Source organism: Primorskyibacter flagellatus (genome assembly GCF_014638275.1).
GTDB classification, from domain to species: Bacteria; Pseudomonadota; Alphaproteobacteria; order Rhodobacterales; family Rhodobacteraceae; genus Pseudooceanicola; species Pseudooceanicola flagellatus_A.
The window spans coordinates 1,819,470-1,845,622 of the sequence record NZ_BMFJ01000001.1 but is presented as its reverse complement, the minus strand read 5'-3'; the positions used below and the strand labels follow the sequence as shown (position 1 = coordinate 1,845,622).

The following is a 26,153-nucleotide window of genomic DNA, read 5'->3' as shown; positions in this document are numbered from 1 at the left end:
CACGAAAAAGGCCGGGCGCAATCCGCCCGGCCCGCGCCGATTACCCGTTCTACGGCCCGTGTCAAGCAGGCGCGCAGCCGTGTCAGCCCAGCTCTGCCATCCGCTCCAGCGCGGCCCTGAGCTTGGCCTCCTCCTCCTGCCGTGCGGCGAGGTTCTCGCGCACTTCCTCCACCACGTCTTCCGGCGCAGAGGCGACGAAATTGGGGTTGTTCAGACGCCCCGACAGCCCGCCGATCTCTTTCGCCAGCTTGCCGAGCGTCTTCTCCAGACGCGCCTTTTCCTCGCCCACGTCGATGATGTCGGCCAGCGGCAGGCCAAAGGTCGCGCCTTCGGCGGCGACGGTGATGCAGCCCTTGGGGAAGGTCTCCACCCAGGTCAGGCTGTCGACCCGCGCCAGCCGCTTGATCAGCGTCTCGTTGCGCGCCCAGGCCCCCTGTGCGACCTCGTCCCAGTCGGTCACGACCAGCGGCACGTGCAGACCCGCCGGCACATGCATCTGTGCGCGGGCGGAGCGGATGTCCTCGATCAGCGAGGTGACCCAGTTCATTTCCCGGTCCGCCTGCGCGTCGATCAGGTCGGCGCCGTAGGTCGGCCAGTCCGCATGCACCAGCATCTTCGGCCGCGCCCCGGTGGCCGCCCAGAGCTCTTCGGTCACGAAGGGCATGATCGGGTGCAGCAGGATCATGCACTGGTCGAGAACCCAGCCCAAAGTTTGCCGCGTTTCCTCTACCACTGAAGAATTTTCGCTAGCCAACAGCGGTTTTGAAAATTCAACGTACCAATCGCAGACCTTGCCCCAGACGAAACGGTAAATGGCCGCGGCTGCATCGTCGAATCGATATGAGTTTAACGCCAAATCCACGGCCTCTCGAACTCGTGCGGTCTCCCCAATAATCCAAGAATTTGCCTGTAAACTCTCGCCCTTATATTCTCCTCCGAGCGTCATTGGCGGAAGATTACTAGGGTTGTCGGTCCGATAGCTTTCATAGACCCCGTTCATCTCGGCAAAGCGTGTGGCATTCCACAGCTTTGTGCCGAAGTTGCGATACCCCGCGATCCGCTGCTGGTCGAGCTTCAGCACACCGCCGAGCGACGCCATGGCGGCATTGGCGAACCGCAGCGCATCCGCCCCGTATTCGTCGATGATCTCGAGCGGGTCGATCACGTTGCCGACGGTCTTGGACATCTTCTTGCCCTTCGCGTCGCGCACAAGCCCGTGCAGGTAGACGTCGTGGAACGGGATCTGCCCGACCACCGCCAGCTGCATCATCATCATCCGCGCGACCCAGAAGAACAGGATGTCCTGCCCGGTGACCAGCACAGAGGTCGGGAAGTACTTCATCAGCGCTTCCGTCTGGTCCGGCCAGCCGAGCGTTCCGATTGGCCAGAGCCCGGAGGAGAACCATGTGTCCAGCACATCCGCATCCCGCCAGACCGGGTAGATCAGGTCCGTCGGGTTCTGGCTGGCCGTGTACTTCGCCAGCGATGCCGCCAGCGCTTCGCGTGCGGTCGCGCGGTCGGCGACTTCGGTCACGCGGGCGTGTGAAAGCGGGGTCGGCAGCCCGTCCAGCACGTCGTGGAACTTGCCCTTCACCGTGTCGAAGTCATGGGCGCAGTGCAGATGCTCCTCTCCGCGCAGCAGGTGCTGATCCGACAGCAGGCGGGTGATCTCGACCATGTCGAGCGCACCGTCCGCCTCGTCGTCGCGGAACCCTTCGCGGGCCAGGTCGAAGCCGTACCAGACCGGGATCTGATGTCCCCACCACAGCTGGCGGGAAATGCACCAGGGTTCGATATTCTCCAGCCAGTGGTAATAGGTCTTCTCGCCCGACTCGGGCATGATCCGCACCGCGCCGCTGCGCACCGCGTCGAGAGCCGGTCCGACGATCTTCTCTGCATCGACGAACCACTGGTCCGTCAGCATCGGTTCGATGACGACCTTGGAGCGGTCACCGAAGGGCTGCATGATCGACTTTGCCTCGACCAGGGGGACCGAAGCCGCCGCGCCCTCGGCGTCAGGTTTCACCGCCGCCTTGCCGAGCCGCGGGTCATCCGCCCGCGTCATAACCGCCAGACCCTCGCCGGTGATCTCCTCGACCACCTTCGCGCGCGCCTCCATCCGGTCGAGGCCCCGCAGGTGATCGGGCACGAGGTTCAGCGTATCGACCTCTGCCGGGTCGAATTCCGCGCCCCCGGCGATCTCCTGCGCCCGGGCCGCGCAGTCTGCATAGGGTGCACCGTCGTCGCGCATCTGCGCCCGCGTGTCCATCAGCCGGTAGAGCGGAATGCCCCCCCGCTGCGCCACGCCGTAGTCGTTGAAGTCATGCGCCCCGGTGATCTTGACCGCGCCCGAGCCGAAGGTCGGATCGGGATACTCGTCGGTGATGATCGGGATCAGCCGCCGGTGTTCCTTCGGACCGACGGGGATTTCGCAGAGCATGCCCACGATCGGCGCATAGCGTTCGTCCGAGGGATGCACCGCCACAGCCCCGTCGCCCAGCATCGTTTCGGGCCGCGTGGTGGCGATGGAGATATAGTCCCGCGTCTCCCGGACCGTGACGTTTCCGTCGTCGTCCTTCTCAAGATATTCGTAGGTCGCACCATTCGCCAAGGGGTACTTGAAGTGCCACATGTGCCCGGCGGTATCCACATTCTCGACCTCGAGGTCGGAGATCGCCGTCTCGAAATGCGGGTCCCAGTTCACCAGCCGCTTGCCGCGATAGATCAGACCCTTGTCGTACATGTCGACAAAGACCTTTATGACGGCGTCGTGGAAATTCGCCGTGACCGTCTCACGGTCCGGATCACCCGCCGCGCCGCCCATGGTGAAGGCTTCGCGTGACCAGTCGCAGGAGGCACCGAGCCGCTTGAGCTGCCCGATGATCGTGCCGCGCGTCTTCACCTTCTGCTGCCACACACGTTCGATGAAGGCCTCGCGGCCCATTTCGCGCCGCGAGGGTTCCTGATTGGCCGCCATCTCGCGTTCGGTCACCAGTTGCGTCGCGATGCCCGCGTGGTCGGTGCCCGGCTGCCAGAGCGTGTCGTAGCCCTGCATCCGCTTCCACCGGATCAGGATGTCCTGAAGCGTGTTGTTGAAGGCATGGCCGACGTGAAGAGACCCGGTCACGTTCGGCGGCGGGATCATGATCGAGAACGCATCTGCGCGCGAGGCATTTGCGCCGGCCTTGAACGCGCCGCTCTCCTCCCACGCCCTGTAGATCCGGTCCTCGGCCTCGGCCGCGTTGAAGGTCTTTTCCATCGCCATGGTCTGCGCCTTTCGTTCGTCCGCGCCGGAATAGCCAATCCGGGCGGGGAGGGGAAGGGGAGGGGACGGCGCGGCGGCTTCGCCGCTGTTTCGCGCGGGCAGGTGCTGAGGACGGTGCGGTCCGGTTGGCCGATCGCTTTGCCAACCTGCCTCTACCGCCCCCGGTCCAGTTTCTGCGCCAGGTGGATCAGGCTTTCCGTCGAACGGACCCCGCGCGCCACGACGATCTGGTCGAGCGCGTCGTTGATCCGCTCCGTCGTGTCCGCGGACATTTGCACCATAAGGTCGTAGCGCCCGGAAGTCGTCGTCACCACATCCACCTCCCTCAGGGCGGTCAGGCGTTTCAGCACCTCTGGCTCGCTCCTCGGTTCCAGCGTCAGAAGCACTGTCGCCCGGACTGCAGGCCGGACTCTTGCCCCAAGCCGCAGGGTGTACCCGGCAATTGCGCCCGAGCGCTCCAGCCGCTCCAGACGCGCCTGGACGGTAGAGCGGGCCAGACCGAGCGATCTGGCGAGGTCGGCCAGAGAACGGCGGGCGTCGTCAGAGAGCAGGGTGAGGATCCGTTGGTCGATTTCGTCAATCTGCATGTTCGCGTCGTCGTTTCCGGGGAAATGATGCCCAGTTTAGTCGAAGTAACGGGTGAAAGCGACCGGAATGGGCGGAATACTTGTGATCAGGCGGCACCGTCACAATCGGACTTGATCTCCCGGTCCGAGATCTCCGGAGCAAATCCGGCGATGACGGTGGAGCAACACACAAAGCCCAATCGGATTCGACGGCACCCGCGCGGGCACTGAACAGGCAGAAAGGCCCAGACATGAAGCACACCCCCCTGACCAGCGCAGACGCCTATCTCCGCGGCCTCCGCCCCGATCAGCCGGTGCTTTTCTTCTGTCCCGAACGCCTGCACGCCAGCGCCGGCCGGTTCCTCACCGGCTTTCCCGGTCTGGTCACCTACGCGGTCAAGGCAAATCCCGATCCGGTCGTCCTCGACAACCTGACCGCCGCAGGGGTGACCGCCTTCGATGTCGCGTCGCCGGCAGAGATGACGGCGGTCCGCGCCGCGAACCCCGACGCGGTGTTACATTACAACAACCCCGTCCGGTCTGCCGCGGAAGTAGTGGCCGCGCGGACCTACGGTATCGCCTCCGCCTCCGTCGACGACATGGCCGGGCTTGACCGGATTGCGCCGCTCGGCTGCGAGGTCGCGGTGCGCTTCAAGTTGCCGGTGAAGGGCGCGGCTTATGATTTCGGTTCCAAGTTCGGCGCCACACCGGACGAGGCCGAAGCCCTGCTGCGCCGCGCCGACGCGCTGAACCTGCCGCTGGCGATGACCTTTCACCCCGGCACCCAGTGCACCGATCCGGAGGCCTGGGTCGCCTATATCCGCGAGGCCGCCGCCATCGCCACCCGCGCGGGCGTTCGCCTTTCCCGCCTGAACGTCGGCGGCGGTTTCCCGGCGCATCGCAATGGTACGGCCCCTGATCTGGACCGCATCTTCGCCCGTATCGCCGACGCCACCCGCGCCGCCTTTGGTTCCGAAGCGCCCGCGCTGGTCTGCGAACCGGGGCGAGCGATGGTGGCCGATGCCTTTTGCCTCGCCACCCGCGTCAAGGCGATCCGCGGCTCGGGCGCGGTCGTCCTGAACGACGGTATATACGGCGGCCTGTCCGAACTGCGCGACATCGGGCCGACCGACCGCATTCGGGTGATCGCCTCCGACGGTACGCACCGTACCGCGGACCGGGTGGCCCGCACCGTTTTCGGTCCGACCTGCGATTCCCTCGACCGCCTGCCCGCGCCGGTTCCGCTGCCGGGTGACCTGGCCGAAGACGACTATGTCATATTCGGCGGCATGGGGGCCTATTCGCTTAGCATCGCCACCCGCTTCAACGGATACGGGCTGGATCGCCCGGTTTCCGTCGCAGCACTCTGAACCGGCTCTGGACACCCCGACAACTCCCGCTAGTGTCGCCCTGAACGGCACGAAGGGGATGCGTCATGGAGAAATTCGGCAAGAGCCAGTCCACCACCCGGGTCGAGGACCTTCGCCTGCTGACGGGGCATGGCCGCTATGTTGATGACATCGCTCCGGAAAACGCGCTGCACCTCTATGTCCTGCGCTCCTCAGTCGCCCACGCCACGATCACGGCACTGGACCTGACGGCGGCGCGCGAGGCCGAGGGGGTTCATCTTGTCGCCGTGGCAGAGGACCTGCATGCTTCGGGCATTGCCGACGGTCTGAGCTGCGTCACCGTGAAAAACCGCGACGGGTCCGACGCCGCCAATCCCAAGCATCCGATCCTGGCAGAGGGCAAGGTGCTTTGGGTCGGCCAGCCCGTCGCCATGATCGTGGCCGAAACCTACGAGGCCGCCCGCGACGCCGCGGAACTGATCGAATTCGACTATGACGAACTGCCCGCCGTCACCGCGCTGGAGAAGGGCGAGACGGAGCTGCACTCCGAGGCACCCGGCAACCTCGCCATCGACTACCTGCTCGGCCGAGAGGCGGAAACCAGGGCCGCCTTTGCGGAGGCCGCCCATGTCGTGCGCGCCGAGGTCGGCGACAACCGCGTCATGGTCGCCTCCCTCGAACCGCGCGGCTGCTTTGCGGAGTGGGAGAAGGACCGCATCCACCTCGCCGTGAACGGGCAAGGGGTCTGGGGGCCGAAGCGTGAACTCGCCCGGCTCATGGGGCTGGAGGAGGCGCAGGTCCGTGTCACCACCCCGGACGTCGGCGGCGGGTTCGGCATGAAGGCCAAGCTCTATCCCGAATACGTCATGGCCGCCTATGCTGCCCGCTTTCTCGACCGGCCGGTGCGCTGGATGTCCGACCGGACAGAGGCGATGCTCTCTGACAACGGTGCCCGCGACCTGACCCATGAGGTCGCGATGGCCTTCGACGCCGATCACCGCCTGACCGGATATCACGTGAAGACGAAATCCAACCTTGGCGCGTTCAATTCGAACTTTGGCCAGTTGATCCAGACCTACCTGTTCGGACGCGTTCTCATGGGCGTCTACGACTGCCAGAACGCGCTGCTGGAGGTCGAGGGCTATTACACCAACACCACCCCGACCGACGCCTATCGCGGGGCGGGGCGGCCCGAGGCGAACTACCTGCTGGAACGAACGATGGACTACGCCGCCCGCGAACTGGGCGTGGACCCATGGGAATTGCGGCGGAAGAACTTCATCAAGCCCGCCAGCTTCCCCTACAAGACCGTCACCGACGAACTCTACGATGTCGGCGATTTCGAACGCCTCCTTGATCGCGCCGCCGATCTCGCCGGGCGCGGGGGTTTCGAGGCGCGGCGGCAGGACGCCGCAGGGCGGAACAAGCTGCGCGGTTTGGGACTTTGTTATTACATCGAGAGTATCCTCGGAGACCCGTCCGAGGGCGCGAAGGTCGAATTCATGAAGGATGGCACGGTCAGCATTTACGTCGGCACCCAGTCCAACGGGCAGGGGCACGAGACGGTGTACGCCAAGTTCCTCTCCGACCAGACCGGCATCCCTATGGACATGATCCGCGTCGTCCAGGGCGATAGCGACCTGATCGCCCAGGGCGGGGGGACCGGCGGTTCACGCTCCGTCACCACCCAGTCCAACGCGACCCTCGCCGTGGTCGGAACGATTGTGGAAAAGTTCACCGCCTTCCTGGCGGAGAAAATGAAGGTGGACGCAGAGGACGTGTCCTTTGACGACGAAAGCTTCCGGATCAAGGGTTCCAACGCTTCCCCCACCATGGTTGACGTGGCCGACATGGCGCGCGAGGCCGGGCGCGACGACCTGCTGGTTCACGAGGAACGCGCGAAGCTGCCCGGCCGGTCCTATCCGAACGGCGCGCATGTGGCGGAGGTCGAGGTCGACCCGGACACCGGTAAGGTGGAGGTAGTGGCCTACACCGTGGTCGACGATTTCGGCAATCTTATCAACCCGATGCTGGCCGCCGGGCAGGTGCATGGCGGCGTTGCACAGGGGCTTGGCCAGGCGCTGATCGAGGATGTGACCTATGACGAGGACGGCCAGCTTCTGACTGCGTCGTTCATGGACTACGCGATGCCGCGCGCCGCCGACATGCCCTTTGTCGGTTTCCATACCGAACCGGTGCCATCCACTGCCAACCCCATGGGCATGAAGGGCTGCGGGGAGGCAGGAACCGTCGGCTCCATGGCCGCGACGGCCAACGCGGTAATGGATGCGCTGGCTGCGCGCGGGGTTGCGCGCGGTGACATGCCCTTCACACCGATGCGGGTGTGGGAGATGCTGGGCGATGTTCGACCGGCTGAGTGACGGACTCCTCCGCGCGATCCGACCGCGATGGCTGTTCCGGGCGCGGCGCAGCGTTCCGTCGGTCCGGCGCGGGCCGGTCACCCATGTCATCATCCTCGACGGCACCATGTCCTCGATGGAACCCGGAGAGGAGAGCAACGCGGGTCTGATCTACCGCCTGCTGTCTGACCTCTCCGGCCCGGAGCTGTCGGTCTATTACGAGGCCGGGATCCAGTGGACCAGCTGGCAGAATACGCACGAAGTCCTGATGGGCCGGGGCATCAACCGCCAGATCCGCCGCGCCTACGGTTATCTCGCCTCACGTTACCGCCCCGGCGATCGCATCTATTTCTTTGGCTACTCCCGTGGCGCCTATGCCGTCCGATCCCTCGCCGGGATCCTCGACAAGGTGGGTCTGTTGAAGACGGAACACGCCACCGAACGCAACGTGCAGCAGGCGTACCGACACTACCAGAACGGCGGCCAGGGCCCTGCGGCCCACGCCTTCGCCCGCGAATTCTGCCATGAGGACGCGGTGATCGAAATGATCGGCGCCTTCGATACGGTCAAGTCGCTTGGCCTGCGCCTGCCGCTGGTCTGGCGGCTGACCGAACCGCGCCATTCGTTCCACAACCATGCCCTGTCGCGCTGCGTGAAAGCCGGGTTCCACGCGCTTGCCCTTGAAGAACGCCGCGCGGTCTACACACCGGTCATGTGGCACAGCGATCCCGACTGGTCCGGGCGGCTGGAACAGGTCTGGTTCGGCGGCACCCATGGCGACGTCGGTGGCCAGCTCGGCGGATTCAGTGAGGCGCGGCCGTTGTCGAACATCCCGCTGGTCTGGATGCTGCTGCAAGCGGAACTGCGCGGCCTGCCGCTGCCGGAGGGCTGGCGCACAGGCTTCCCGCTGGACCCCGACGCCCCTTCTGTCGGCATGTGGCAGGGGTGGAGCAAGCTGTTCCTCATCCGCCACCGCAGGGTAATGGGCGCCGACCCGTCCGAACGGATCCACGAAAGCGCCATTGCGCGCGGGCTGGATTTCCCGTTGGAGCAGCCGTTGCGTCAGGCCTGAGGAGGCGCGCCGGGCTGAAGCCCGGCCTACGGCGCGCGCGCTGACTTCGGGGTTCGGCGTAGGGTGGGCTTTCAAGCCCCCCCGAACGCTTTAAGCCACGTTCTCCAGCTTCACCTCGGGCGTCACGCCAAGCGCGTGGCAGACGTCGCGCGTCAGCTCCGGCTTGTTCAGAGTGTAGAAGTGCAGGCTCTCGACACCCTCGGCCAGAAGGTCAGTGCACATCTCCGTGCAGAGCGCCGTGGCCAGCAGGTCCGTCCGGTTGTCGCGCGCGGCCTTGTCAAACGCGTCGTCCAGCCAGGCCGGGATCGCGGTGCCACAGCCGACGGCAAACTTGCGCATGCCGGTCCAGTTTTCGATCGGCAGAATGCCCGGCACGATCGGCGCGGTAATCCCTGCAGCGGCACAGCGGTCGCGGAAGCGCAGGAAGGTCTCGGTTTCGAAGAAGAACTGGGTGATCGCCTCTGCCGCGCCCGCTTCCAGCTTGCGCTTCAGCCAGTCGATGTCCGCAGCTTCGGAGGCACCTTCGGGATGCTTCTCGGGGTAGGCGCCGACGCGGATGGTGAACTTGCCGGTCGCCGCCAGCGCCGCGATCAGCTCTACGGAATTCGCAAAGCCCTCGGGATGCGGCGTGAAGCGGCCTTCGCCCTTCGGCGGATCGCCCCGGAGTGCCACGATCTCGGTCACTCCTGCCTCGCCAAAGCTGTCGGCAATGGCGAGCGTTTCCTCCCGCGTGGCATTCACACAGGTCAGATGCGCCGCGACGTTCAGCCCGGCGTTCTTGTGCAGCGTCGCCACCGCGTCCCGCGTCAGATCGCGCGTCGTGCCGCCCGCCCCGTAGGTGACCGAAACGAAGCGCGGCGCCAGCGGAGACAGCACCTGCACCGTATCCCAGAGCCGGAACGAGGCTTCCAGGTTCTTGGGCGGAAAGAATTCGAACGAAACGGACGGCGTGGTCATAGGATTCCCCTTGGTGTTCCCCTCTTGTCGCAAAACCCCTGATGTGAGACAAGCTCATAGAATTCACGAACATCATGAGACGAACTCACATATGCATATCGAGTTCCGCCACCTCCGCACCATCAAGGCGATTCACGATGCGGGCGGACTGCAGCGCGCCGCTGACATCCTTCACATCACCCAGTCCGCCTTGTCCCACCAGATCAAGGGGTTGGAGGATCAGGCGGGGGTAGAACTCTTCGTGCGTCGCTCCAAGCCGCTGAAGCTGTCCGCCGCTGGCCAGCGCATGCTGCGCCTCGCCGAAAAGATCCTGCCGGAAATCGACGCCCTCCAGGCCGAGTTTGAGGCGCTGGAGGAAGGCTCCGCCGGTCGCATGCACATCGCGATGGAATGTCACGCCTGCTACGACTGGCTGTTCCCGGTGCTGGAACAGTTCCGCCGCGCCTGGCCCGATGTCGACGTCGACATCAGGGCGGGAAGGGCCTTTGACGCGCTTTCCGCGCTTCGGAAGGAAGAGGTCGACCTTGTCATCTCCTCCGACCCGGAAGAGGACGATGATGCCGTCTTTGCCCCGCTCTTCGACTATTCCCCGGTCATGATCGCCGCCGCGTCCCATCCCTTGGCTGCCAAATCCTACGTGGAGGCCGAGGATTTCCGCGGTGAAACCCTGCTGACCTATCCGGTCGACCGCACCCGGCTCGACATCTACAAGTTGTTGCTGCAGCCCGCGGGCGTGGAACCCGCGGCGATGCGCCAGGTGGAACTGACGCCGATGATCCTGATGCTGGTCGCCTCCGGACGCGGGGTGACGGTGTTGCCGGACTGGGTGCTGAACAGCCAACGGACGCGTTCCGAACTGGTGTCCCGTCCGCTGACGGCCAAAGGCATGACCCGGAGGATGTACGCAGCGTCGCGGCGCGAGGATGCGGGCAAGCCCTACCTCGCCCATTTTGTTCGGCTTGCCCGGACGGAGGCGGTGAAGTTGCAGCGCGGGTAGTCCGGCGCGTGCGCATCTGGTATCCGGGGGACCATGAAACGGTTGGTTATCTGGTGTCTTGGTCTGGCTTTCGCTCTTGGCGCGATCCCGGTGACCGTCGCGGCGCAACAGGTGCCCGGCGTCGATGATCCGGCCTTCCTCGCGGCGCGGGCGGCGTGGCTGGCGGGGGACGACCGCGCCGCTCTCGACCAGTTCGCCGACCTGTCCCGCGCGGGCAGTATCCCGGCCCGTATCCTGCTGTCCCGTATCGCCGCCACCCCGCACCTCGCCGAAACGGTGACCGCAAGCATGGACCGCCGCGCCCGGATCGATCTGCTGCGCGAACCGGTCGGGCTCTCGGGCCGGGACTGGCTGGTGTCTGCCGCCAAGGAGAGCGACCTTGCCGCCGCCCTGATGGCCGCGACCCCGATGCGGGACGAACGCGGGAACCTTGCCGCCGCCGCCCGGACCCTCGCCCGAAACGGAGAGATCCGCCCGGCCTGGCGCGTGCTCCACTGGCTGCTTGCCCGGGGCGATGCGCGCCCGGTCGCCGACGTGGTCAACGCCGCGCCCGAAGCCTTCGGCCTGCCGGGGCGGGACCTGCTCGGCATGGCGCTGATCCTGCTGTCGCAGCGGGGGCAGAGCATGCCTGTCCCGCCTGCCGCGGCGGTCTCGAGGGACACGGCGGCGGACTACGTCGCATCTCTTCGCAGCGCGTCGAACCGGTTCGCCGCGATTGGCCAGTACCCGCTGCCCTCCGGCAACCTCGCCGTGCCCGCCACATCGGAAGGGCGGCAGGCGCTGGCCGCCGCCGCCCGCGACCTGCCCGCCCTGCGCCCGCTTCTGGTCCATTGCGAAAATACCTGCTCACCCGACGAACAGGAACTCTGCCTCGCCGAAGGTGCATACGCGCTCTCCGCTGCCGGAGCCTTCCCCTGGCCCTTCGCAAGCCCGGCGCAGTCGCTGATCCCCGACACGGATTACTGGACGTCCCCGCGATTCACGCAAGACGTCGCCCGTCTGCTTGCGCACGGGGGGTGGGAAGGCTGCCGTTAACGGATGCTGTTAGGTCCGGTTCGCCGACCGCAGCGGCGCGACAGCGGCCTGGGTTCGGGCCGAAGTTATGACTGGAACGACCTCGAAGGTCACCCCGCAGCCTGTCCTGTGCAGTGCCCAGGTCTGAAACAGGGCCGGATCGTCGGTCTCCATCAGCTGAAAGCAGCGGCCAAGGCCAACCTCCATCCAGCTGTCCACGTAACGCAACCCGTCAGGCAGGTCACGTCCGGCGTCGCGGAGCCGCCGGTAGACGGGCAGGGGATCACTCCCCTGGAAATGTTCGATAACCATGTACAGCATGACGTCCCCGTTCGGTGGCCCAGGCAGGGAAATTTTCTGCCAAGTTCCCTTTGGGGGCAAGCGCCTGCCATGACCTCTGGTGTCCCGGTTTGGCCGACATGCGCCGGAGCCGGGGACCGGCGCATGTCATAGGTCGGCGCGGGCGGTGTGCCACCCGCAGACCGACCGTGTCGGGGCGGACTCAGCCCCGGCGGCGCAGCAGCCCCGCCGCGGCGAGGCCCGACAGCAGGAGCAGACCGCCCGCCGGTAGCGGAACCGCCGGAGCATCGGCCAGCTTCATCTCGATGGCGTCGATGGCCAGCGTGTTGCGCGTCCGGTCCCCGAAGAAAGAAAAACTGTCGGTCGGGCCCGAGGTGCTCATCAGGTAGATCTCGTCAAAGATCGCGTCCGAAAAGCCGATATAGCTCATCTCCGCCGAATTGGCGTAACTGCCCGAGGCGACCTCAACCCCGTCGCGGCGCAGGCTGTAATGCGCGGTCCGGACGGTGCCAAGCGCCTCTCCGTTACCCGACAGGAAGCCGAACGCGCTGAGGTCCGCGCCGTCGGTCGTCTTGATGACCGTATAGCCCAGATCGCCGCCGATCGGATACCATGACCGGCTGCCCTCCTGTCCGGGGAAGGGGAAGCTGGTCCAGATGCCATTCGGATCGCCAAGGACCTGCATCACGGTGATATTGCCGCTGATGACGACGGACCCGAAGGCGGAGGACTGCGGCAGATCCTCGAACCCGTAGCTGAAATCGGGTGTGGCGATGATGTCCGTCGTCGAAACGCTGGCGGCGTGGGCCGGAGCGGCGGTGAGGCCGAGGGCCAGCAGGGGGAACAGATACTTCATTTGCTTTCCTCAAAACAAAACACTCCGGACCGGGGCCGATCGGGGATGGCCACGCATCATGTGCATGTAGTTGGAATGCCGGGAACTTTCGGAAACGGCATCCGGTCGGAGCAGAGATGAAAGGCATCCGCGGTCTTTTCCGCGCTCTTCTGCCTGACAGGATGGGTAGCAGCCTGAGGCGCGCCGGGCGATCTTCCAAATTCGTATGGGAGCCGTTCGGAAATGCATTGATCGGAGTGCGGGAGGCAGGGTGAACTCACGGCCGCGGGCCTGCCCGTTCACCGCCCCCCTTCACAACTCATCCTGCAGTGTCTATACGCGCCACCTGTCATCAGGAGCCCCGCCATGTCGCTCAGCGCAAATATGAACATCATGAAGAAGGCCGCCCGCAAGGCGGGCCGGTCGCTGGTGAAGGACTTCCGCGAGGTCGAGAACCTGCAGGTCTCCATGAAGGGCGCCGGCGATTTCGTATCCCGAGCGGATGTCGCCGCAGAAGAGATCATCAAGTCGGAACTGATGGACGCCCGCCCGACCTACGGCTGGGTCGGCGAAGAGGGCGGCGCGGAGACCGGATCGGATCCGACCCGCCGCTGGATCGTCGATCCGCTGGACGGCACGACGAACTTCCTGCACGGGCTGCCGCACTGGGCGGTCTCCATCGCGCTGGAACACAAGGGCCAGATTATCGCCGGGGTGATCTACGACCCCGCCAAGGACGAGATGTTCTTTGCCGAAAAGGGCGAGGGCGCCTGGATGAACGAGACACGGATCCGGGTCTCGGGCCGCGGCCGTATGATCGAGTCGATCTTTGCCACCGGCGTGCCCTTCGGCGGCCGGTCGGACCTGCCCGCGACCCTGCAGGACCTCGCGCGGCTCATGCCCGCCTGCGCCGGGGTGCGGCGTTTCGGTTCTGCCGCGCTCGATCTCGCCTACGTGGCGGCGGGCCGCTACGAAGGTTTCTGGGAACGCCGCCTGAACGCCTGGGACATGGCCGCCGGGATCGTCATCCTGCGCGAGGCGGGCGGCTTCGTCGAACCGCTGGTCCCGGGGGAGGACATCCTGTCGAGCGGTGAGATCATCGGATCGAACGAAGTCATCTTCGATCAGTTCTCCAAGGTCATCCGCAACCGCTGAGCCCGCCGGGGAAGGGGCGTTGCCCCGCCGCCCTCCGGGCGGCTCCCCAGGATATTTCAGGCAAGATGAAAGCGCGCGTCAGAGCGGGACGTCGCGGCCCGGAAACCACGGGAAGGGGCCGTGGTCGGAGGGATCGACATCTTCCAGCGCGCCCATGTTCACCGCCCATTCTTCGGAATCCCCGCGCCGGCGGTGATGGGTGTAGATGCCGCAGGTCCGGCAGAAGTAGTGCTGCGCCGACAGCGATCCCCACTGGTAGAGCGTGAGGTTGTCGGCCCCGCGTGTCACCTCGATCCCGCCCGGAGCGGCAGTGACGGTGACCGCGCCGCGTCGCCGGCAGAAGGAGCAGTTGCAGCGCCGCGCCCCGAACAGCCCGTCGGCCAGCCGCACGGTCAGTTCCACCGCGCCGCAATGGCAGCTGAGCCGCTTTTCCCCGCTCATCGGCGGCGTCTCACGGTTGGCACGTTGGATCGGGAGAACTGGTACTGCGCCGGCGGATGGTCCGGATGTCCGTGTGTGCGGTTCCAGAACGCCGTCCCACCGAGCCGCCGGAACACCGGTACCGTCAGCAGGAAGCCGGCGATGAACCCGCCCGCATGCGCCCAGTAGGCCACCCCGCCCGCCGTCAGGTCGGCGGTGAGACCGCTGAAGAACTGCAGCCCGAACCAGATGCCGAGCATCACCCAGGCCGGGACCGGGAAGACCTTGAAGAACACGATGAAGATGAACAGGATATCGACCCGCGCCTTCGGGAAGAGCAGCAGGTAGCCCCCCATCACTCCCGCGATGGCCCCCGAAGCGCCGACCATCGGCACACCGGAGGACGGGTCCGCCAGGATCTGCGCAACCGCTGCCGCAACTCCGGACGCGAGGTAGAAGCCCAGGAATCCGAGATGGCCGAGCTTGTCCTCCATGTTGTCGCCGAAAATCCACAGGAACAGCATGTTGCCGGCAATGTGCATGAATCCGCCGTGCAGGAACATGGACGTGAGGATGCCGCCAAAGCCCTCCCCCGACGTTACCCGCGCCGGGAACAGGGCGTAGTTGTCGAAGAAGGCATCCAGCGCCCGTGGATCCATCCCGGCGTAGGAGATGAAGACCGCCACATTGACCACGATCAGCAGCCAGGTGACATAGGGCCGTCGCCCTGAGGGGTTGTGATCGCGCAACGGAAACATGCGCCAACGCTGCTGCGCCTGCGCGGGAAGGTCAAGCTGATCGCGGGGATCGCGCTCCTGTGATGCCGCGCGGCACAGCGCCGCTTGATTTGATGCGCGGGCGGGTCCAGCCTTGTCCCATGCGCCGCGCACCTGTCCTGATCGCCCTTCTCCTGTCCGCCCCGGTTCTGGCTGCTCCGGTTCTGGCCGATTGTCCGCCGTCGCCGGACACCGGCCCGGAAATCCGCAATCTGCTGGCTCAAGCCCGCGCTGCGGGGACCGAGATGGAAGGCCGCGCCCTGACAAACCGGATGTGGGAAATCTGGTCCTCGGCCCCGGACGACCAGGCTCAGGCGCTTCTGGACCGGGGGATGACGGCGCGTGCCTCCTACAATTTCACCGAGGCGCTGGATGCCTTCGACCGGCTCACCGCCTATTGCCCCGCCTATGCAGAGGGTTACAACCAGCGCGCCTTCGTGAACTTCATCCGCGGCGACTATGGCGTTGCCCTGGACGATCTCGACCGCGCGATCGCCCTGTCGCCCGATCATGTCGCAGCTGCCGCGGGGCGCGCCCTGACCCTGCTTGGCATGGGAGAGATCGCGGAGGGCCAGGCGGCCCTGCGCGAGGTTCTTGCCCGCCACCCCTGGCTGCCCGAACGTGGCCACCTGATTCCCGAAGATCAGATTCCGCGCCAGGGACAGAAGTTGTGACGCTAAGGCACCGAGCCGGCGGGCTTCCGGAGCGTCATCAGGAGGGATAAGGTCCGCACCACCGCGTGCCCGCGTGGTGGAATGGTAGACACAGGGGACTTAAAATCCCGTTGGCATGTGGTCCATGCTATTGGTGGAAAAGGAAATTTCTGAAAGCGGTACTCATCGGGTACTCACGCGGTACTCGTCTTGTTCGCGGACGTGGCGGAATCGGTAGACGCGGGCGACTTAAAATCGCCTTCCCCTGGAGTGCGGGTTCGAGTCCCGCCGTCCGTACCATGATGTACATCGAGGTACATCACTTCCTCGCTTTCTGCCGCATCTGGACGACGTTGTTTGCGGTCTCCGACCGACCTCTAACGTATGTGTCGGTGGTCGTGATCTGGGTGTGCTGCGCCGCATCCCTGAGCGCGAACCCGTCGACCATCTGCTTGGCTTCTGTGATGCCGCCGGATCGGGTGTCCCTGATCTGTAGGTAGTCCGGGAGTTTGAGGTGGTGCCTGACCCTCCGGAACTGGTGGGACATGCGGCCGTAGCGCGGCGGGAGACCGTCCTCCATCACGATGACCGGGCCAATCCGCTGATCCTCGGGGATCCTCAGCAGGCGCTCTCTGATCGAAGGGATCAGCGCGAACACGTAGGGCTCGGGCAGGCTGTCGCGGGTCTTGCTGATGACCTTCTCGAACTGCGTGATGTCCTTGTCGAACATCTCCCAGGTGAGCCCGCCATCCCAGAGGAGATCGCCATGCCTGATGCCGCCCTCGCGGTTCTCCGCCGGCGACCAGTCCCCGTAGACATCGACTCCGCGAAGCATGTACTCGAACCGGATCAGGACAGACAGGGATAGCTGGTGCCATCCGCGGGCGTCGGCCTCCGCGACGATCTTGTCGACCTGCTCGAAGGTGATGAATTTGGAGCGCCGCGGCGGGTTCTTGATCCGCATCTCCGACCTGACCGCCTTGACCTCCCGGCACCCCGGCTCGCCGATCTTGATCCCATGGGAAACCGCCAGTCTGAAATGGGTGAACCACTTCTTGATGTAGTGTGTCGATCGTCCCTTGGTCTCCATCGCCTTCTTGATGGTCGCCAGCATCTCGTAGTCGGTGTCGAGAACCCGGACATCGCCGATCACGGCCTCCACCAGACCGAGTTCCTTCCGGTAGTCGGCTCTGGTCTGCGGGCGGACATCCCAGATCGCGCTGAAATCGTCGGCGAGATAGCGGCCGATGACGTAGCCCCATGTCCCCGCCTGGCGGCCGGCAGTCTGGCCCTTGTACCATTCCAGCATCTCGCGGGTGAGCTCCCGGCACTTGGCGGCGCGCGCCTCATGCGAGGATTGATCCAGAGGGACGGTCTTGATGATGTATCCCGCTTCCTTGTACTTCTTCGGCGGGGTCCAGAAGTAGGTTCCCCTGTCCTTCCGGTGCTTCATCCCCGGCGCGTATCCGGGGTCGCTATCGTCCCATAGGGACGGCTCATATTGCATCGAAGTTCACTCCTCTTTTGCCAGCGAGGTCTTCGGCGTGACGGATGTTTCGCTTCCTCGCCCAGACCTCGACCGCCTCACGATGCCTGAGTTGGGTCGCCGGGTCTATCTTGGGAAGGCCGTAGCTTTCTTCCAGCAGAGCCGCACGCTGCCGGAGCCAGGTGATGTTGTGGCCTAGCAGCTTGGCTACATCCTCCTCCTTGATGAACAGCGGCGTGACGTGCGCTCCCATGGTCTACTCCTGCGATCCGGCGGGGGTCTTGTGGTTGCGGTAAAGGCGACGGTTACCTGACATTCGTGCGGCCTGTTCGTTTGCTGCCGTCAACAGCTTGCCGAAACGGTTCATCTTGCTGAGGACGGCGTGATCGGGGCCGTAGAGCCGCTTCTCCCGACCTCTGCCGATCCACTGATAGCCGACGATCTGGATTTGACGCTTCATGGCGCGCTTGCGGGCGTAGGGGTCGGGGCGGGTCATCAGAAATCACCGGGGGCAACTTGGCAGCACGTCACGCCTCGCGACCGCCACATATCAACGACCCGCTGACGGTCCTCGAAGACTAGTTGCACATGGCGATCCGCCTCATCCGCCCATGCCGATTTCATTTCATCGTCAGGTGTATGGTCGCCAGTCTGGCGCATCTTGAGTTCCGGGGAGTGGATGCCCTGCTTGGCCAACCACTCTAGGGTTGACTGGCGGTACTTCTCATCGCGCCCCGTCCAGATTTGGACTTCATGCCCGGTGGCTTCAAACGCAAGGTACGCCCTCACGATCCACGCTTTTGGCAAATCTCTTGCAGCCTCTGCGTGGAAGCGGTCCCAATCTTTCTGCCCCACAGGCCTGCGAACATAGTGTTCCCGGAACTTGGGGTCAGCCAGTGTGCCGTCCAGATCGAATACTATCATGGTCTACTCCTCCCTCTCCGGGCTGTTGGTGGGGCGGGCTTTCTGGTCAAACCATTCGAAACAACACTGTCTCGCCTCTGGGTGCAGAGGGCCTTCACCGATCCGCATGATTACGGCGGTTCGGCCAGTTGTCGTATGGCGGTTGATCCAGTAGCCTCGATACAGCACAGTGTCTGCCATTCCGATGCGCGGGAAATTGAATGGGCTGCGGTCGTTAACGCTTTTCGCAAAGGCGCAGGCACACGGAAAACTCTCCATCCGGCTCATCCCGCCACCTCCGCCCGATACGCCCGCAGGGTGGCCAGAAGGAAGGCGCGGACAGGGAGTAGATTGAATCGCCTAGCCACGATAACGGATTGGTCCTTCGGTCCCGTCAAAACGACTGAACCGTCAGAGGCGATGACCCATTTCCACCTCGGTAGTAGCGCCTTAAACAGCTCAAGGGCGGCGTTCATGTCGTCGCCTTGGCAGGCCTTGTTAAGCAGGCCCGCATCTACGAAGGTACAGCCCTTGAACATTTTCGCGGCCACAGGATCGGTCATGTCGAATGAGACGTAACCGCCCGCCTCCACAGCCTCTATCAGCGCGTCCAGTGCGGCGGTGTCAGTCGTCATGATCGAGCATCCACCCATATTCCTCTCGGAGAACCTGCCACATTGGGCGACCCTTGACGTAGAGCGGGCTGTTCTTGTCACACGCCTCGATCATCTCCTTCACGCCCTCAGCCGGGTCGTTGTAAAACGTCTTGGCGGTTTCCACGATCTCATTGAACCGAAGCTGTTTGCGGTCATTGTCGAACCCAAGCGCCGACCATTCGCGAGCTAAGGTCGGCAGTGGATCGACACGGACGGTGGTGTCAGTCATTGAGCCAGCCTCATGATGATAGCAACGATCCAAGCGACAGCGGTTGCGACCAGTCCGATGAAGCCCAAAATGGCCCCGCCGAAATCGTAATCGCCGCGTTGCTGATGAAGGGATGCTGGAATGAAGGCGATGATGGTGATCGCCAAGGGAAGCATCCACCAGTAGAGCGTGATAGTCATAGGGCCTCTCCTCTCGGGAACAGTCGGCGCGCCCATGCAAGGTCTTTGCCGTCTTGAAGGTCGCGGGCGATGCTGTTCATGGTGGAGGCGCGGGTCTCTTTGCCCTTGCCCTCCATGTAGTAGGCTCGCTCGATCAGGGTGATACCGTCTTTCAGTCGCTCGACCTCTGGCCTTGCGTTCCAAAGTGCAGCGACCTCTTCCTTATTCCCGTACCATTTGATCGGCTCGATACGGATGAAGCCGCGCGTTTTGCAGTGGTGGATGACGTGCCACGCATAAGGGTTCGTGTTGTCGCCCTGCTGCGCTTGGTATCTCGCCTCACCCCCACAGAACGGGCAAGGCAGAAGCTGCGGATCGGCGGTGTCAGTCATGGTGAGGCTCCTGGTCTCCGGCGATGGCGCGAAGTTCGCCTAGCGCCCATTCGGAACTCATATTTAGCGTGTTACCGTAGCCGTCCGGATACCCCATACGCTTGCGCCAGTTCGCTTCGATGCATCTCAACACCCGCGCCGCATCCTCCACCGACACAGGCTCGGGCGGGGTGTCGGCAAGGGCGAGGATGGACTTCCGATAAGCCTCTACGCCAGCACAATAGCCCTTCGCATAGGCGTCAGTTCGATCCGCTCCATAAACGGCATAGGCGTCCGGTCTAGCTTCCGCCGCCGCTCTCAGCGTTTTCGGGTCGTGGGTCATGGCTTGGACTCCTGAACAACGGAGGCAAACTGCGCCAGATCGACCCACCCGGAACCATCGGGTAGAGGCGCTGCTCCGCTGCCGATACGCGTCCCGAAATGGTCCAGCCAGCCCTCTGCATCCCAAGAGCAACCATTCGAGGTCGGGTCCCATTCGCAGGTCAGTCCGCAGACGCCGTGAGCAGTGATGAATTTCAGTTTGTTAGTCATGGCTTGGGTTCCTTGAGGAGGGCGGATTTCAGACGGTCGAACGCAAAACCAATCTGGCGTTGAAACTCCCTGCCGCCGCCTTGGGCATCCCCTGCGTTCACCAGATTGCAGAAGTGTAGAAGCGTCTTTTCCTCTGCCTCGACAGCCTCCCGTATCCCGTCATCGTAGGTCTGCGGAGCGGGGGTGAGGGCGGTTGACTGTCTGGCCAACCAGTCGTCGTAGTCCCAATCGTCGTTCAACGTGTTGCATATGAAATCGACTGTGGTTTCAGCCGGGATTTCACGGTGCCATAGAACATCATCCACAGGGCCAGTGCAGATTTCCTCACGAACACACCGCAGGGCCGCCGTCAGCGCATCCAGCTTGGCTTGCAGGGCGTCACGTTCGGCGCGATCATCATTCCATTTGAATATGGCGTTATATTCGTTTCCGGCATACGGACCGTCAGTGCCACAATTGAGGCATTCGACGCAGTATTCCCACCCGGCGTGGCAGGTTGGTGAATGGGTTGCGTGTACGCGACTTGATCCGCAAAACGGGCACGGCAGCAACCCCACCGCCTCTGCGTCAGTCTTGGTCATTGTCGGTCTCCTCGGGTGTACGGGTGGCCGCCCGAAACTTCCCATCCGGCGAGTAGCACTGGCGGAGCTGGTCCAGTGACAGGTCGGCATGGCCGCGGGCGACCTCGATCGGTTCGAAACGCAATCGGGGGCCCAGACCGTCAGAGTTTTTCAGGCGCAGGACACCGTTGATCTTCTTGGTCTCCGGACGGCCGTTGCACTTGACGGAGATCCACTCTCCATCGAACCTGGCCTGTTCGTGGTAGAAGACGCCGGACCCCATCAGAGTTTCCCTACTATCTCGGCGCCGTCGACCGTGATGATCCCGTCGCGGAACAGGATCGAAAGCGTCTCGCTGACGGAGAGGCGCATCCGGTTTTCCACGGCGGCCGGGTATCTCTCGAACAGATATTCGCGGGCTTTCTTGTCCGGCCCGTCGATGATGCTATGGCAGACCGCGCACCCGAAACCGCCATCGAAATCAGATACCTTGGTGGAGGTTCCTTTCGTGGGTCCGCCGAAGTGGGTGAAGACCGTCGTGTCCTGCCCGGAACACTGCCGGCCAGGCACGAAGCTCGCGATCCGGATGGTGCACGGCTGGCCCTTGGCGTGATCGGTGACCTTCTCCGACCTCATCTTGACGTTCATGTGGGGGCGGTAGGCTTCCATCTCAGACCTCCGGCTTTCCAGCCAGTCCGCAGTAGCCATGCGTCGGCTCGATTTGGACGCCATGAGACTCGGGATCGGCCATGACGTTCGCCACGGCCTCCTTGTGGCCGGCCGGACCCTTGCCGATGCGCTTCATCTCGGCGGAGACCGCAGGTTTCAGGGTTTCGGCGCTGAGGGCTTGCCAGCGCCACATGATGCACTGGTTGGCGTCACAGTTCGGGCCGACCTTCTCCACGAAAACGCGGGCAAGGGGGCAGGCGTAGGTGGTGCGCGCCAGTTCTGGGGTAATGAAGGTCAATGCCGGACACTCCGCTTTCTTTTCTTGATGTCTTTGGCGCCATGGTCATCTCTGATGAGCCCGCCGCGTGACAGGTGATCCCGGACGTGGACGCTGTACTTGTCCCATTCGTCCATCGGCGGTCTGATCCAATAGACAGCGGGGTTTCCAAGTACCTGCTGCGGGATTTTATACATCAGGGACTGCGCCATGCTCTGGCAGTTCAGGCACCCCGTCATGAACGGCGTCACCCCTTCGACGCTATCCATTGTGACGAACCCGTGGCCGCAGTCAGGGCACAGATAAACGTTCTTCTTTCCTTCGAACGGGCCGGTCATTGGATAGTCCTCCCGTTGGTTTCCCATTCCATCCAGGCGTCGGCGACCACCTTGAAAGCGGCCACGTTCCTTTCGGACAGTTCTTCGAGAGTGATTTCGCCCTTCATATGTGCCAGAGCGCATCCGATGATTTGCATCGTTCCTTCTGGGGAAACTTTGTGAAGGACGCCCATGGCTCTCGACATCGTGGCAGTCCAGACTGAAACCGGATGTATGCCGGTTTCGTCGGGAATGCTTGAGACGGTGTCGATGATGACCTGATCCAAGGCCTTTTTCATATCTTCCAGTTCAACGTCGTCCATCACTCACCCTCCTTCTGCGCTGTGCAGAAGCGGTGGCCGCCGATCCAGTTGTTCCACTCGAAGGTGCCGGGATCGTGCGGGCAGTCGGTTTCCGGGGCATCCTGATTGGCGGCGGTGACCCCCTCGTCGTATTCGTCGGTCATCGGATCGACGGCATCCTCGTCGAATTCCGGGATCACCTCCGCATCAGGGATGTCCTCGGGCTCGGGTGCGTGTCGGTCCTTCACCCCGTCGATCTGGTCCGCCTCGGTTTGCTCCTTGGACGGTCCTCGCGCGGCGCGGGCCTTGTCCGCCCATCCGCCGGTTGCCTCGGGCTTCTGGCTGACATCCCGCATCGGGGCTTCCTCGATCTCCTCGCGGGTGTAGACACCAAGAAGGAGTTCCGGGAAATGGCGGCGGGCCCATGCGCGCGCGCTGTAGTAGCCAAGCTGCTGCTGCGGATCGCCCTTCCAGAGCGGGCTGTTCTTCACCGGGATGTCTTTGAGCGGCGGCGACGTGTAGGTGATCTCCTCGCCGGTCTCCCGGTCGATGCCGCTGACGGTGCAGGTCAGATCAGGCGTACCTTCCTTCTCGAACCGATACCGCAGACGGCCTTTGACCGGCGCGCTCATGTTGACCATCGCGTTGACAAGCTGTCCCTCGAACGACACCGGCGCGTCGGCGTTCTTGCTGGCCTTGTACGTCTTCCAGCTCACCTGGTACGGGTTGAAGCCGTAGGGCTGGCAAATCATGATAAGCGCCGCGCAGTCACCGGGGCTGTTGCGGTAGAAGTCGCGGACCATCGTTCCACATCCGGCCATCATGTTGGCCATGTCCATCAGTTCGCGGCCGTTCCGCGGCTGCATCAGGGCGCCACCCTGCGAACCGGATTGAAATTCGGTCTCGCCAAGTTCCTGCCGGCGCTTCTCGCGGAGGATCAGGTCGGGGCCCCGTTCTTGGTGCTCTGTCATGGTGCGGCTCCTGCCGTTTGCATCCGCTCAAGCAAGGCTTCGCGGCGCTCTGGGTTGCGGTGAAAGGGGGTGATGACCTCGCCGGGGCCGGGCCAATGGTTTGCGTCCAGACACTCCCGGAAGCGGGTCATCGCCTGACGGTTGAGAAACTGCCCGATCCGGAGGTCTTCCTCGGGGATCGGCAGAAGGATGACATCGTGCGGAGGCTCATCCTCCTGGAACACCAGACCGCACTGGTCCGACCAGATGCCGGTCAACCGCTCGAACACGTCCGCGGCGAAAGCCATCTGCATCGTGTATTCGTGGTCTTCGGTGCGGTGGCTGCACAGGGTCTGATTGAACGGCCTGCCCTGAGTGTTCACCTTCTTGTAGTCGCTGAGGGTGCCGTCGAAGTTCATGTTATCGGGCCGGGCCAGCATCCACAGGCCGGTGCGCTCGTCGAACGCGGCCATGGTGATCTCCGGCTCTCCGCCCAGAACGGCTGCGGCGGCCGGGTCGGCGGCGAGAGCGGCACCCATTGCGGCCAGCAGGTCGAATTCGCCTTGGCTGACGATCTCGCGGCCATCCTTCCTGACGTTCGACCAGAAGGTGATGGACCGCCGCGCAGTCTCGGTCTCACGGCCCTCCTTCAAGGCGTTTATCTGCGCGGCGGTCGGCCTGCTCGGAGCGTTCTCCGGCAGGATCTGGAATTCGGCCTCGAGCCCCGCCAATCCGCCCTCGATGTAGGCGGCCATGGCGGTGCCCATGCGAAGCGCATCCGAACGCTTCTCCTCGAACCGATTGGGGTTCAACTGGTGGTAGGCCCAGACCTTGGAGGGGCCTTTTTTCTCCATGGTCCGAAGAACCCCGGACGTGACACTCGGGCCGTCGCATGGTTGTGAGTGGTGGCGATCCAGGCTGATCCGGTAAAATCCGGGCTCTGTGATCTGTTCGTCGTCAGCCAGGGTGCGGATTTCGTGGCTCATCGCGCCCACCACGCAATGAATGCTGCCGATACCGCAAACCATAGGCCTAAGAGCAGCGGTGCAGCCATGACCCACCAGAAGTAGGTCCAGAGGCTCGACCAGTGGGTCTGCGCGAGGTCCATGGACACATGGGACGATACCATGGCGGCGCAGGCGTATCCGACGATGATGATGAATGCGAAGCGGATCATCAGACCACCCCCTTGTCTCGGAGGAATTTCAGGACCGCCACCGGGTCACTGTGGTCAAAGTCCCAGAACTCTCGACGGAGTTTTTGGCGTTCCTCTATGATCTGAAAGGTGACGTGGCGCTTGAAGACCGCAGACCACGATTTCATCTGTCGGACTTCTGGCAGTGGGTCTTGGAAGCCCGGACGGTCCAGCTTCTGATCGTAGTCGCTCAACGCCGACCGCATCCACTTCGGCAGTGGATCGCGGTATTCCGGATCTACATCCGGTCTAGCTTCTGAACCGACATATACGCCGGACGCCATGTTCGAGGCCATCACCTTCACACCTTCCTCCACTACCTTTTTGCCGATGATCGGGGACGCGAGAATGCCGCGCAGGATCGAGCGACGGTTCATCAGAGCGACACTTTCACATGAGGGATTTTCCCGTCGATCATGGCGTCCACGATGTCCTCGTAGCCCTCGGGCTTGAGTGCCTTCATCGCGACGACGATCTCGGTCGTGATCTGCATCCGGTGCAGCTTGTCCGACCGGCGTTTCTCCTCGGCCTCGGCCTCGGCTTTCTTCTCGGCCTCGATCTGGGCGCGCTCGGCGGCTGCGGCCTCATCGGCGCGGCGCTGTGCCGCTGCCAGTTCCTCCTTGTGGCGGCGCTCGGCGGCTTCCGCATCTGCCTTGGCCTTCGCTTCCGCAGCAGCAGCGGCTTCCTTGGACTGGCGCTCGGCCTCGGCCTTGCGCTCCTGCTCGGCCTTCTCAGAGGCCTCCTTCTCGGCGCGTTCGGCATCCTCGGCCTCGCGCTTCGCTTTCTCCGCGCGCAGGGCCTCGAGCTCCTTCTCCTGATCCTCGCGCTGGCGGGCGATCCCGAGATCGGCCTGAAACTTGACCAGCGCCTCGGCCTTGGCGGCTTTGGCGTCGGCCTCGTATTCCTCCCACGTCTCGTCGATCTTGGTGTCGCGGATGGAATTGATGACCCCCTGAATGTCGATCGAGGAGTTGTTGGACGACACGCGCCCAAGATCGAACGCATCCATGGCCAGCATGTGAAGACGGACCCGCTCGGCCTCCTTCTTCTCCCATTCGACGACAGGCGCCTTGATCTCATCGCGGAGGGCATCGAGACGCGAGGTCGCGAGGTTCCGGAGGGCGTTGACCTCCTTGTTGAGCCGGTTGCGCTCCTCGTTCTGTTCCTTGCCAACCTCGTCGATCAGCGTCTTTGAGCGGGAAACCTTGGCGGCCAGCGACTTCGCTTCCTTGCGGCCCGCCTCGGTCGTGTAGTCGATGGCGAACGAACGCGCCTGCTTCTCGATCTTGGCGACAAGATTGGGAACCCCGTCCTTAGTTTCGAACAGCGCGGGTACGTCCGTCTTGTGCGGGATGTCGATCTCGATGATGTCGGTGGTGGTCATGCCCGATCCCCCAGAAGCGCGTTGATGCGGGTGATCTCGGCGTCGATGACGGTGCGAGGGGTGACGTGCTTGTCGCCCAGGTCTTGCCGGAACTGGTAGGGCACGGCCATTGCCAGCTTGGGGTGCTGATATTCGCTCAGGGCTTCCAGAACTGCGCGCGCGATCACGAGTTCGTTGCGAACCTTTGTCAGAAGGGCATTCGCCTGATCGACGATCTGGTCGATCTGCTTGCACTCCTCGAAGTGCTCTTGAACCGTTTTTGCCATGTTGGCCTCCAATCTTCTGTCAGGTGTGAATGGGTGAGCCGGGGCAATCTGGGGACAAAGCCCCGGCTCTACTCCCGCAAGGGTCGGGACGGGTTGCGGGAGTATTTCGACCCCGGCCGGCGGGCGAGCATAGGCGGTGCCGACCGGGGGAACAGCGCG

Annotated in this window: 36 protein-coding genes and 1 tRNA gene; 8 read left to right on the top strand and 29 right to left on the bottom strand. The window is 63.9% G+C overall.

The window, feature by feature from the left end; genetic code table 11:
- Positions 1-82 precede the first annotated feature (82 nt).
- A complete protein-coding gene (locus IEV87_RS09135; RefSeq protein ID WP_188477333.1) occupies positions 83-3,265 on the bottom strand; it encodes a valine--tRNA ligase in 3,183 nt (1,060 codons plus the stop codon).
- 152 nt (positions 3,266-3,417) lie between these two features.
- Positions 3,418-3,852 carry an Lrp/AsnC family transcriptional regulator gene (locus tag IEV87_RS09130; protein WP_188477332.1) on the bottom strand — a complete coding sequence of 145 codons (435 nt, stop codon included), beginning with the start codon at positions 3,850-3,852 and terminating at the stop codon, positions 3,418-3,420.
- A 230-nt stretch (positions 3,853-4,082) separates the two neighbouring features.
- Between IEV87_RS09130 and IEV87_RS09125 the strand changes: the two genes are divergently transcribed.
- The 3 genes from IEV87_RS09125 to IEV87_RS09115 all read left to right on the top strand — a co-directional run bounded on the left by IEV87_RS09125 (position 4,083) and on the right by IEV87_RS09115 (position 8,612).
- Positions 4,083-5,201 carry a type III PLP-dependent enzyme gene (locus tag IEV87_RS09125; protein ID WP_188477331.1) on the top strand — a complete coding sequence of 373 codons (1,119 nt, stop codon included), beginning with the start codon at positions 4,083-4,085 and terminating at the stop codon, positions 5,199-5,201.
- 65 nt (positions 5,202-5,266) lie between these two features.
- A complete protein-coding gene (locus IEV87_RS09120) occupies positions 5,267-7,561 on the top strand; it encodes a xanthine dehydrogenase family protein molybdopterin-binding subunit (RefSeq protein ID WP_188477330.1) in 2,295 nt (764 codons plus the stop codon).
- The gene (locus IEV87_RS09115; RefSeq protein WP_188477329.1) at positions 7,542-8,612 is read left to right on the top strand and encodes a DUF2235 domain-containing protein; all 1,071 of its coding nucleotides are present in this window, start codon (positions 7,542-7,544) and stop codon (positions 8,610-8,612) included. The genes IEV87_RS09120 and IEV87_RS09115 overlap by 20 nt, the downstream gene beginning before the upstream one ends.
- A gap of 90 nt (positions 8,613-8,702) precedes the next feature.
- On the opposite strand, the gene metF is transcribed toward IEV87_RS09115, so the two are convergent.
- Positions 8,703-9,569: a methylenetetrahydrofolate reductase [NAD(P)H] gene (metF, locus tag IEV87_RS09110; RefSeq protein ID WP_188477328.1), complete on the bottom strand. Its 867-nt coding sequence runs from the start codon at positions 9,567-9,569 to the stop codon at positions 8,703-8,705.
- A 91-nt stretch (positions 9,570-9,660) separates the two neighbouring features.
- On the opposite strand from metF, the gene IEV87_RS09105 reads away from it, so the two are divergent.
- Positions 9,661-10,566 (top strand): LysR family transcriptional regulator, encoded by a 906-nt coding sequence (locus IEV87_RS09105; RefSeq protein ID WP_188477327.1) that lies wholly within the window; start codon positions 9,661-9,663, stop codon positions 10,564-10,566.
- 33 nt (positions 10,567-10,599) lie between these two features.
- Positions 10,600-11,601 carry a hypothetical protein gene (locus IEV87_RS09100; RefSeq protein ID WP_188477326.1) on the top strand — a complete coding sequence of 334 codons (1,002 nt, stop codon included), beginning with the start codon at positions 10,600-10,602 and terminating at the stop codon, positions 11,599-11,601.
- Between the two features lie 9 nt (positions 11,602-11,610).
- On the opposite strand, the gene IEV87_RS09095 is transcribed toward IEV87_RS09100, so the two are convergent.
- Both IEV87_RS09095 and IEV87_RS09090 read right to left on the bottom strand, forming a co-directional pair.
- Entirely contained in the window at positions 11,611-11,901 is a 291-nt protein-coding gene (locus IEV87_RS09095) for a DUF3303 domain-containing protein (RefSeq protein WP_188477325.1), read from the bottom strand.
- 181 nt (positions 11,902-12,082) lie between these two features.
- Positions 12,083-12,736 carry a VPLPA-CTERM sorting domain-containing protein gene (locus tag IEV87_RS09090; protein WP_188477324.1) on the bottom strand — a complete coding sequence of 218 codons (654 nt, stop codon included), beginning with the start codon at positions 12,734-12,736 and terminating at the stop codon, positions 12,083-12,085.
- Positions 12,737-13,081: 345 nt separating this feature from the next.
- On the opposite strand from IEV87_RS09090, the gene IEV87_RS09085 reads away from it, so the two are divergent.
- Positions 13,082-13,870, top strand: coding sequence for an inositol monophosphatase family protein (locus IEV87_RS09085; RefSeq protein WP_188477323.1), 789 nt, complete (start codon positions 13,082-13,084; stop codon positions 13,868-13,870).
- A gap of 78 nt (positions 13,871-13,948) precedes the next feature.
- On the opposite strand, the gene IEV87_RS09080 is transcribed toward IEV87_RS09085, so the two are convergent.
- Together IEV87_RS09080 and IEV87_RS09075 are read right to left on the bottom strand one after the other, a co-directional pair.
- Positions 13,949-14,311: a GFA family protein gene (locus IEV87_RS09080; RefSeq protein WP_188477322.1), complete on the bottom strand. Its 363-nt coding sequence runs from the start codon at positions 14,309-14,311 to the stop codon at positions 13,949-13,951.
- On the bottom strand, positions 14,308-15,048 hold the full coding sequence (locus tag IEV87_RS09075; RefSeq protein WP_188477321.1) for a rhomboid family intramembrane serine protease: 741 nt from the start codon (positions 15,046-15,048) through the stop codon (positions 14,308-14,310). The genes IEV87_RS09080 and IEV87_RS09075 overlap by 4 nt, the downstream gene beginning before the upstream one ends.
- A 119-nt stretch (positions 15,049-15,167) precedes the next feature.
- On the opposite strand from IEV87_RS09075, the gene IEV87_RS09070 reads away from it, so the two are divergent.
- Together IEV87_RS09070 and IEV87_RS09065 are read left to right on the top strand one after the other, a co-directional pair.
- Positions 15,168-15,740, top strand: a complete 573-nt coding sequence (locus tag IEV87_RS09070) for a tetratricopeptide repeat protein (protein ID WP_188477320.1) — start codon at positions 15,168-15,170, stop codon at positions 15,738-15,740.
- A 195-nt stretch (positions 15,741-15,935) separates the two neighbouring features.
- A tRNA-Leu gene (locus IEV87_RS09065) sits at positions 15,936-16,019 on the top strand.
- A gap of 19 nt (positions 16,020-16,038) precedes the next feature.
- Here the strand turns inward: IEV87_RS09065 and IEV87_RS09060 are convergent.
- The 22 genes from IEV87_RS09060 to IEV87_RS08955 form a co-directional block, all read right to left on the bottom strand.
- Positions 16,039-17,226, bottom strand: a complete 1,188-nt coding sequence (locus tag IEV87_RS09060) for a hypothetical protein (RefSeq protein ID WP_188477319.1) — start codon at positions 17,224-17,226, stop codon at positions 16,039-16,041.
- The gene (locus IEV87_RS09055; RefSeq protein ID WP_188477318.1) at positions 17,216-17,458 is read right to left on the bottom strand and encodes a hypothetical protein; all 243 of its coding nucleotides are present in this window, start codon (positions 17,456-17,458) and stop codon (positions 17,216-17,218) included. Before IEV87_RS09055 ends, IEV87_RS09060 begins: the two co-directional genes overlap by 11 nt.
- 3 nt (positions 17,459-17,461) lie before the next feature.
- A complete protein-coding gene (locus IEV87_RS09050; RefSeq protein WP_188477317.1) occupies positions 17,462-17,701 on the bottom strand; it encodes a hypothetical protein in 240 nt (79 codons plus the stop codon).
- Positions 17,701-18,129 (bottom strand): phosphatase domain-containing protein, encoded by a 429-nt coding sequence (locus tag IEV87_RS09045; RefSeq protein WP_188477316.1) that lies wholly within the window; start codon positions 18,127-18,129, stop codon positions 17,701-17,703. The genes IEV87_RS09050 and IEV87_RS09045 overlap by 1 nt, the downstream gene beginning before the upstream one ends.
- A 263-nt stretch (positions 18,130-18,392) precedes the next feature.
- Entirely contained in the window at positions 18,393-18,743 is a 351-nt protein-coding gene (locus IEV87_RS09040; protein ID WP_188477315.1) for a hypothetical protein, read from the bottom strand.
- Positions 18,733-18,993 (bottom strand): hypothetical protein, encoded by a 261-nt coding sequence (locus IEV87_RS09035; RefSeq protein WP_188477314.1) that lies wholly within the window; start codon positions 18,991-18,993, stop codon positions 18,733-18,735. The genes IEV87_RS09040 and IEV87_RS09035 overlap by 11 nt, the downstream gene beginning before the upstream one ends.
- Complete coding sequence (locus IEV87_RS09030; RefSeq protein ID WP_188477313.1) at positions 18,990-19,172, bottom strand: hypothetical protein; 183 nt, start codon at positions 19,170-19,172, stop codon at positions 18,990-18,992. Before IEV87_RS09030 ends, IEV87_RS09035 begins: the two co-directional genes overlap by 4 nt.
- Complete coding sequence (locus IEV87_RS09025; protein ID WP_188477312.1) at positions 19,169-19,543, bottom strand: Lar family restriction alleviation protein; 375 nt, start codon at positions 19,541-19,543, stop codon at positions 19,169-19,171. Before IEV87_RS09025 ends, IEV87_RS09030 begins: the two co-directional genes overlap by 4 nt.
- Positions 19,536-19,865: a hypothetical protein gene (locus IEV87_RS09020; RefSeq protein WP_188477311.1), complete on the bottom strand. Its 330-nt coding sequence runs from the start codon at positions 19,863-19,865 to the stop codon at positions 19,536-19,538. Before IEV87_RS09020 ends, IEV87_RS09025 begins: the two co-directional genes overlap by 8 nt.
- On the bottom strand, positions 19,862-20,074 hold the full coding sequence (locus IEV87_RS09015; RefSeq protein ID WP_188477310.1) for a hypothetical protein: 213 nt from the start codon (positions 20,072-20,074) through the stop codon (positions 19,862-19,864). The genes IEV87_RS09020 and IEV87_RS09015 overlap by 4 nt, the downstream gene beginning before the upstream one ends.
- Positions 20,071-20,655 (bottom strand): Lar family restriction alleviation protein, encoded by a 585-nt coding sequence (locus tag IEV87_RS09010; protein ID WP_188477309.1) that lies wholly within the window; start codon positions 20,653-20,655, stop codon positions 20,071-20,073. Before IEV87_RS09010 ends, IEV87_RS09015 begins: the two co-directional genes overlap by 4 nt.
- Complete coding sequence (locus tag IEV87_RS09005; RefSeq protein ID WP_188477308.1) at positions 20,642-20,917, bottom strand: hypothetical protein; 276 nt, start codon at positions 20,915-20,917, stop codon at positions 20,642-20,644. The genes IEV87_RS09010 and IEV87_RS09005 overlap by 14 nt, the downstream gene beginning before the upstream one ends.
- Complete coding sequence (locus IEV87_RS09000; RefSeq protein ID WP_188477307.1) at positions 20,917-21,303, bottom strand: nuclease domain-containing protein; 387 nt, start codon at positions 21,301-21,303, stop codon at positions 20,917-20,919. The genes IEV87_RS09005 and IEV87_RS09000 overlap by 1 nt, the downstream gene beginning before the upstream one ends.
- 1 nt (position 21,304) lies before the next feature.
- Positions 21,305-21,601 (bottom strand): hypothetical protein, encoded by a 297-nt coding sequence (locus IEV87_RS08995; RefSeq protein WP_188477306.1) that lies wholly within the window; start codon positions 21,599-21,601, stop codon positions 21,305-21,307.
- Positions 21,598-21,918, bottom strand: a complete 321-nt coding sequence (locus IEV87_RS08990) for a hypothetical protein (RefSeq protein WP_188477305.1) — start codon at positions 21,916-21,918, stop codon at positions 21,598-21,600. Before IEV87_RS08990 ends, IEV87_RS08995 begins: the two co-directional genes overlap by 4 nt.
- Positions 21,915-22,220, bottom strand: a complete 306-nt coding sequence (locus IEV87_RS08985) for a hypothetical protein (RefSeq protein WP_188477304.1) — start codon at positions 22,218-22,220, stop codon at positions 21,915-21,917. The genes IEV87_RS08990 and IEV87_RS08985 overlap by 4 nt, the downstream gene beginning before the upstream one ends.
- Positions 22,220-23,170 (bottom strand): recombinase RecT, encoded by a 951-nt coding sequence (locus IEV87_RS08980; RefSeq protein ID WP_188477303.1) that lies wholly within the window; start codon positions 23,168-23,170, stop codon positions 22,220-22,222. The genes IEV87_RS08985 and IEV87_RS08980 overlap by 1 nt, the downstream gene beginning before the upstream one ends.
- Positions 23,167-24,135 carry a PD-(D/E)XK nuclease-like domain-containing protein gene (locus IEV87_RS08975; RefSeq protein WP_188477302.1) on the bottom strand — a complete coding sequence of 323 codons (969 nt, stop codon included), beginning with the start codon at positions 24,133-24,135 and terminating at the stop codon, positions 23,167-23,169. The genes IEV87_RS08980 and IEV87_RS08975 overlap by 4 nt, the downstream gene beginning before the upstream one ends.
- The gene (locus IEV87_RS08970; protein ID WP_188477301.1) at positions 24,132-24,326 is read right to left on the bottom strand and encodes a hypothetical protein; all 195 of its coding nucleotides are present in this window, start codon (positions 24,324-24,326) and stop codon (positions 24,132-24,134) included. The genes IEV87_RS08975 and IEV87_RS08970 overlap by 4 nt, the downstream gene beginning before the upstream one ends.
- A complete protein-coding gene (locus tag IEV87_RS08965) occupies positions 24,326-24,721 on the bottom strand; it encodes a hypothetical protein (protein WP_188477300.1) in 396 nt (131 codons plus the stop codon). The genes IEV87_RS08970 and IEV87_RS08965 overlap by 1 nt, the downstream gene beginning before the upstream one ends.
- A complete protein-coding gene (locus IEV87_RS08960; protein ID WP_188477299.1) occupies positions 24,721-25,728 on the bottom strand; it encodes a hypothetical protein in 1,008 nt (335 codons plus the stop codon). The genes IEV87_RS08965 and IEV87_RS08960 overlap by 1 nt, the downstream gene beginning before the upstream one ends.
- Positions 25,725-25,994, bottom strand: a complete 270-nt coding sequence (locus IEV87_RS08955; RefSeq protein WP_188477298.1) for a hypothetical protein — start codon at positions 25,992-25,994, stop codon at positions 25,725-25,727. The genes IEV87_RS08960 and IEV87_RS08955 overlap by 4 nt, the downstream gene beginning before the upstream one ends.
- Positions 25,995-26,153: the final 159 nt, after the last annotated feature.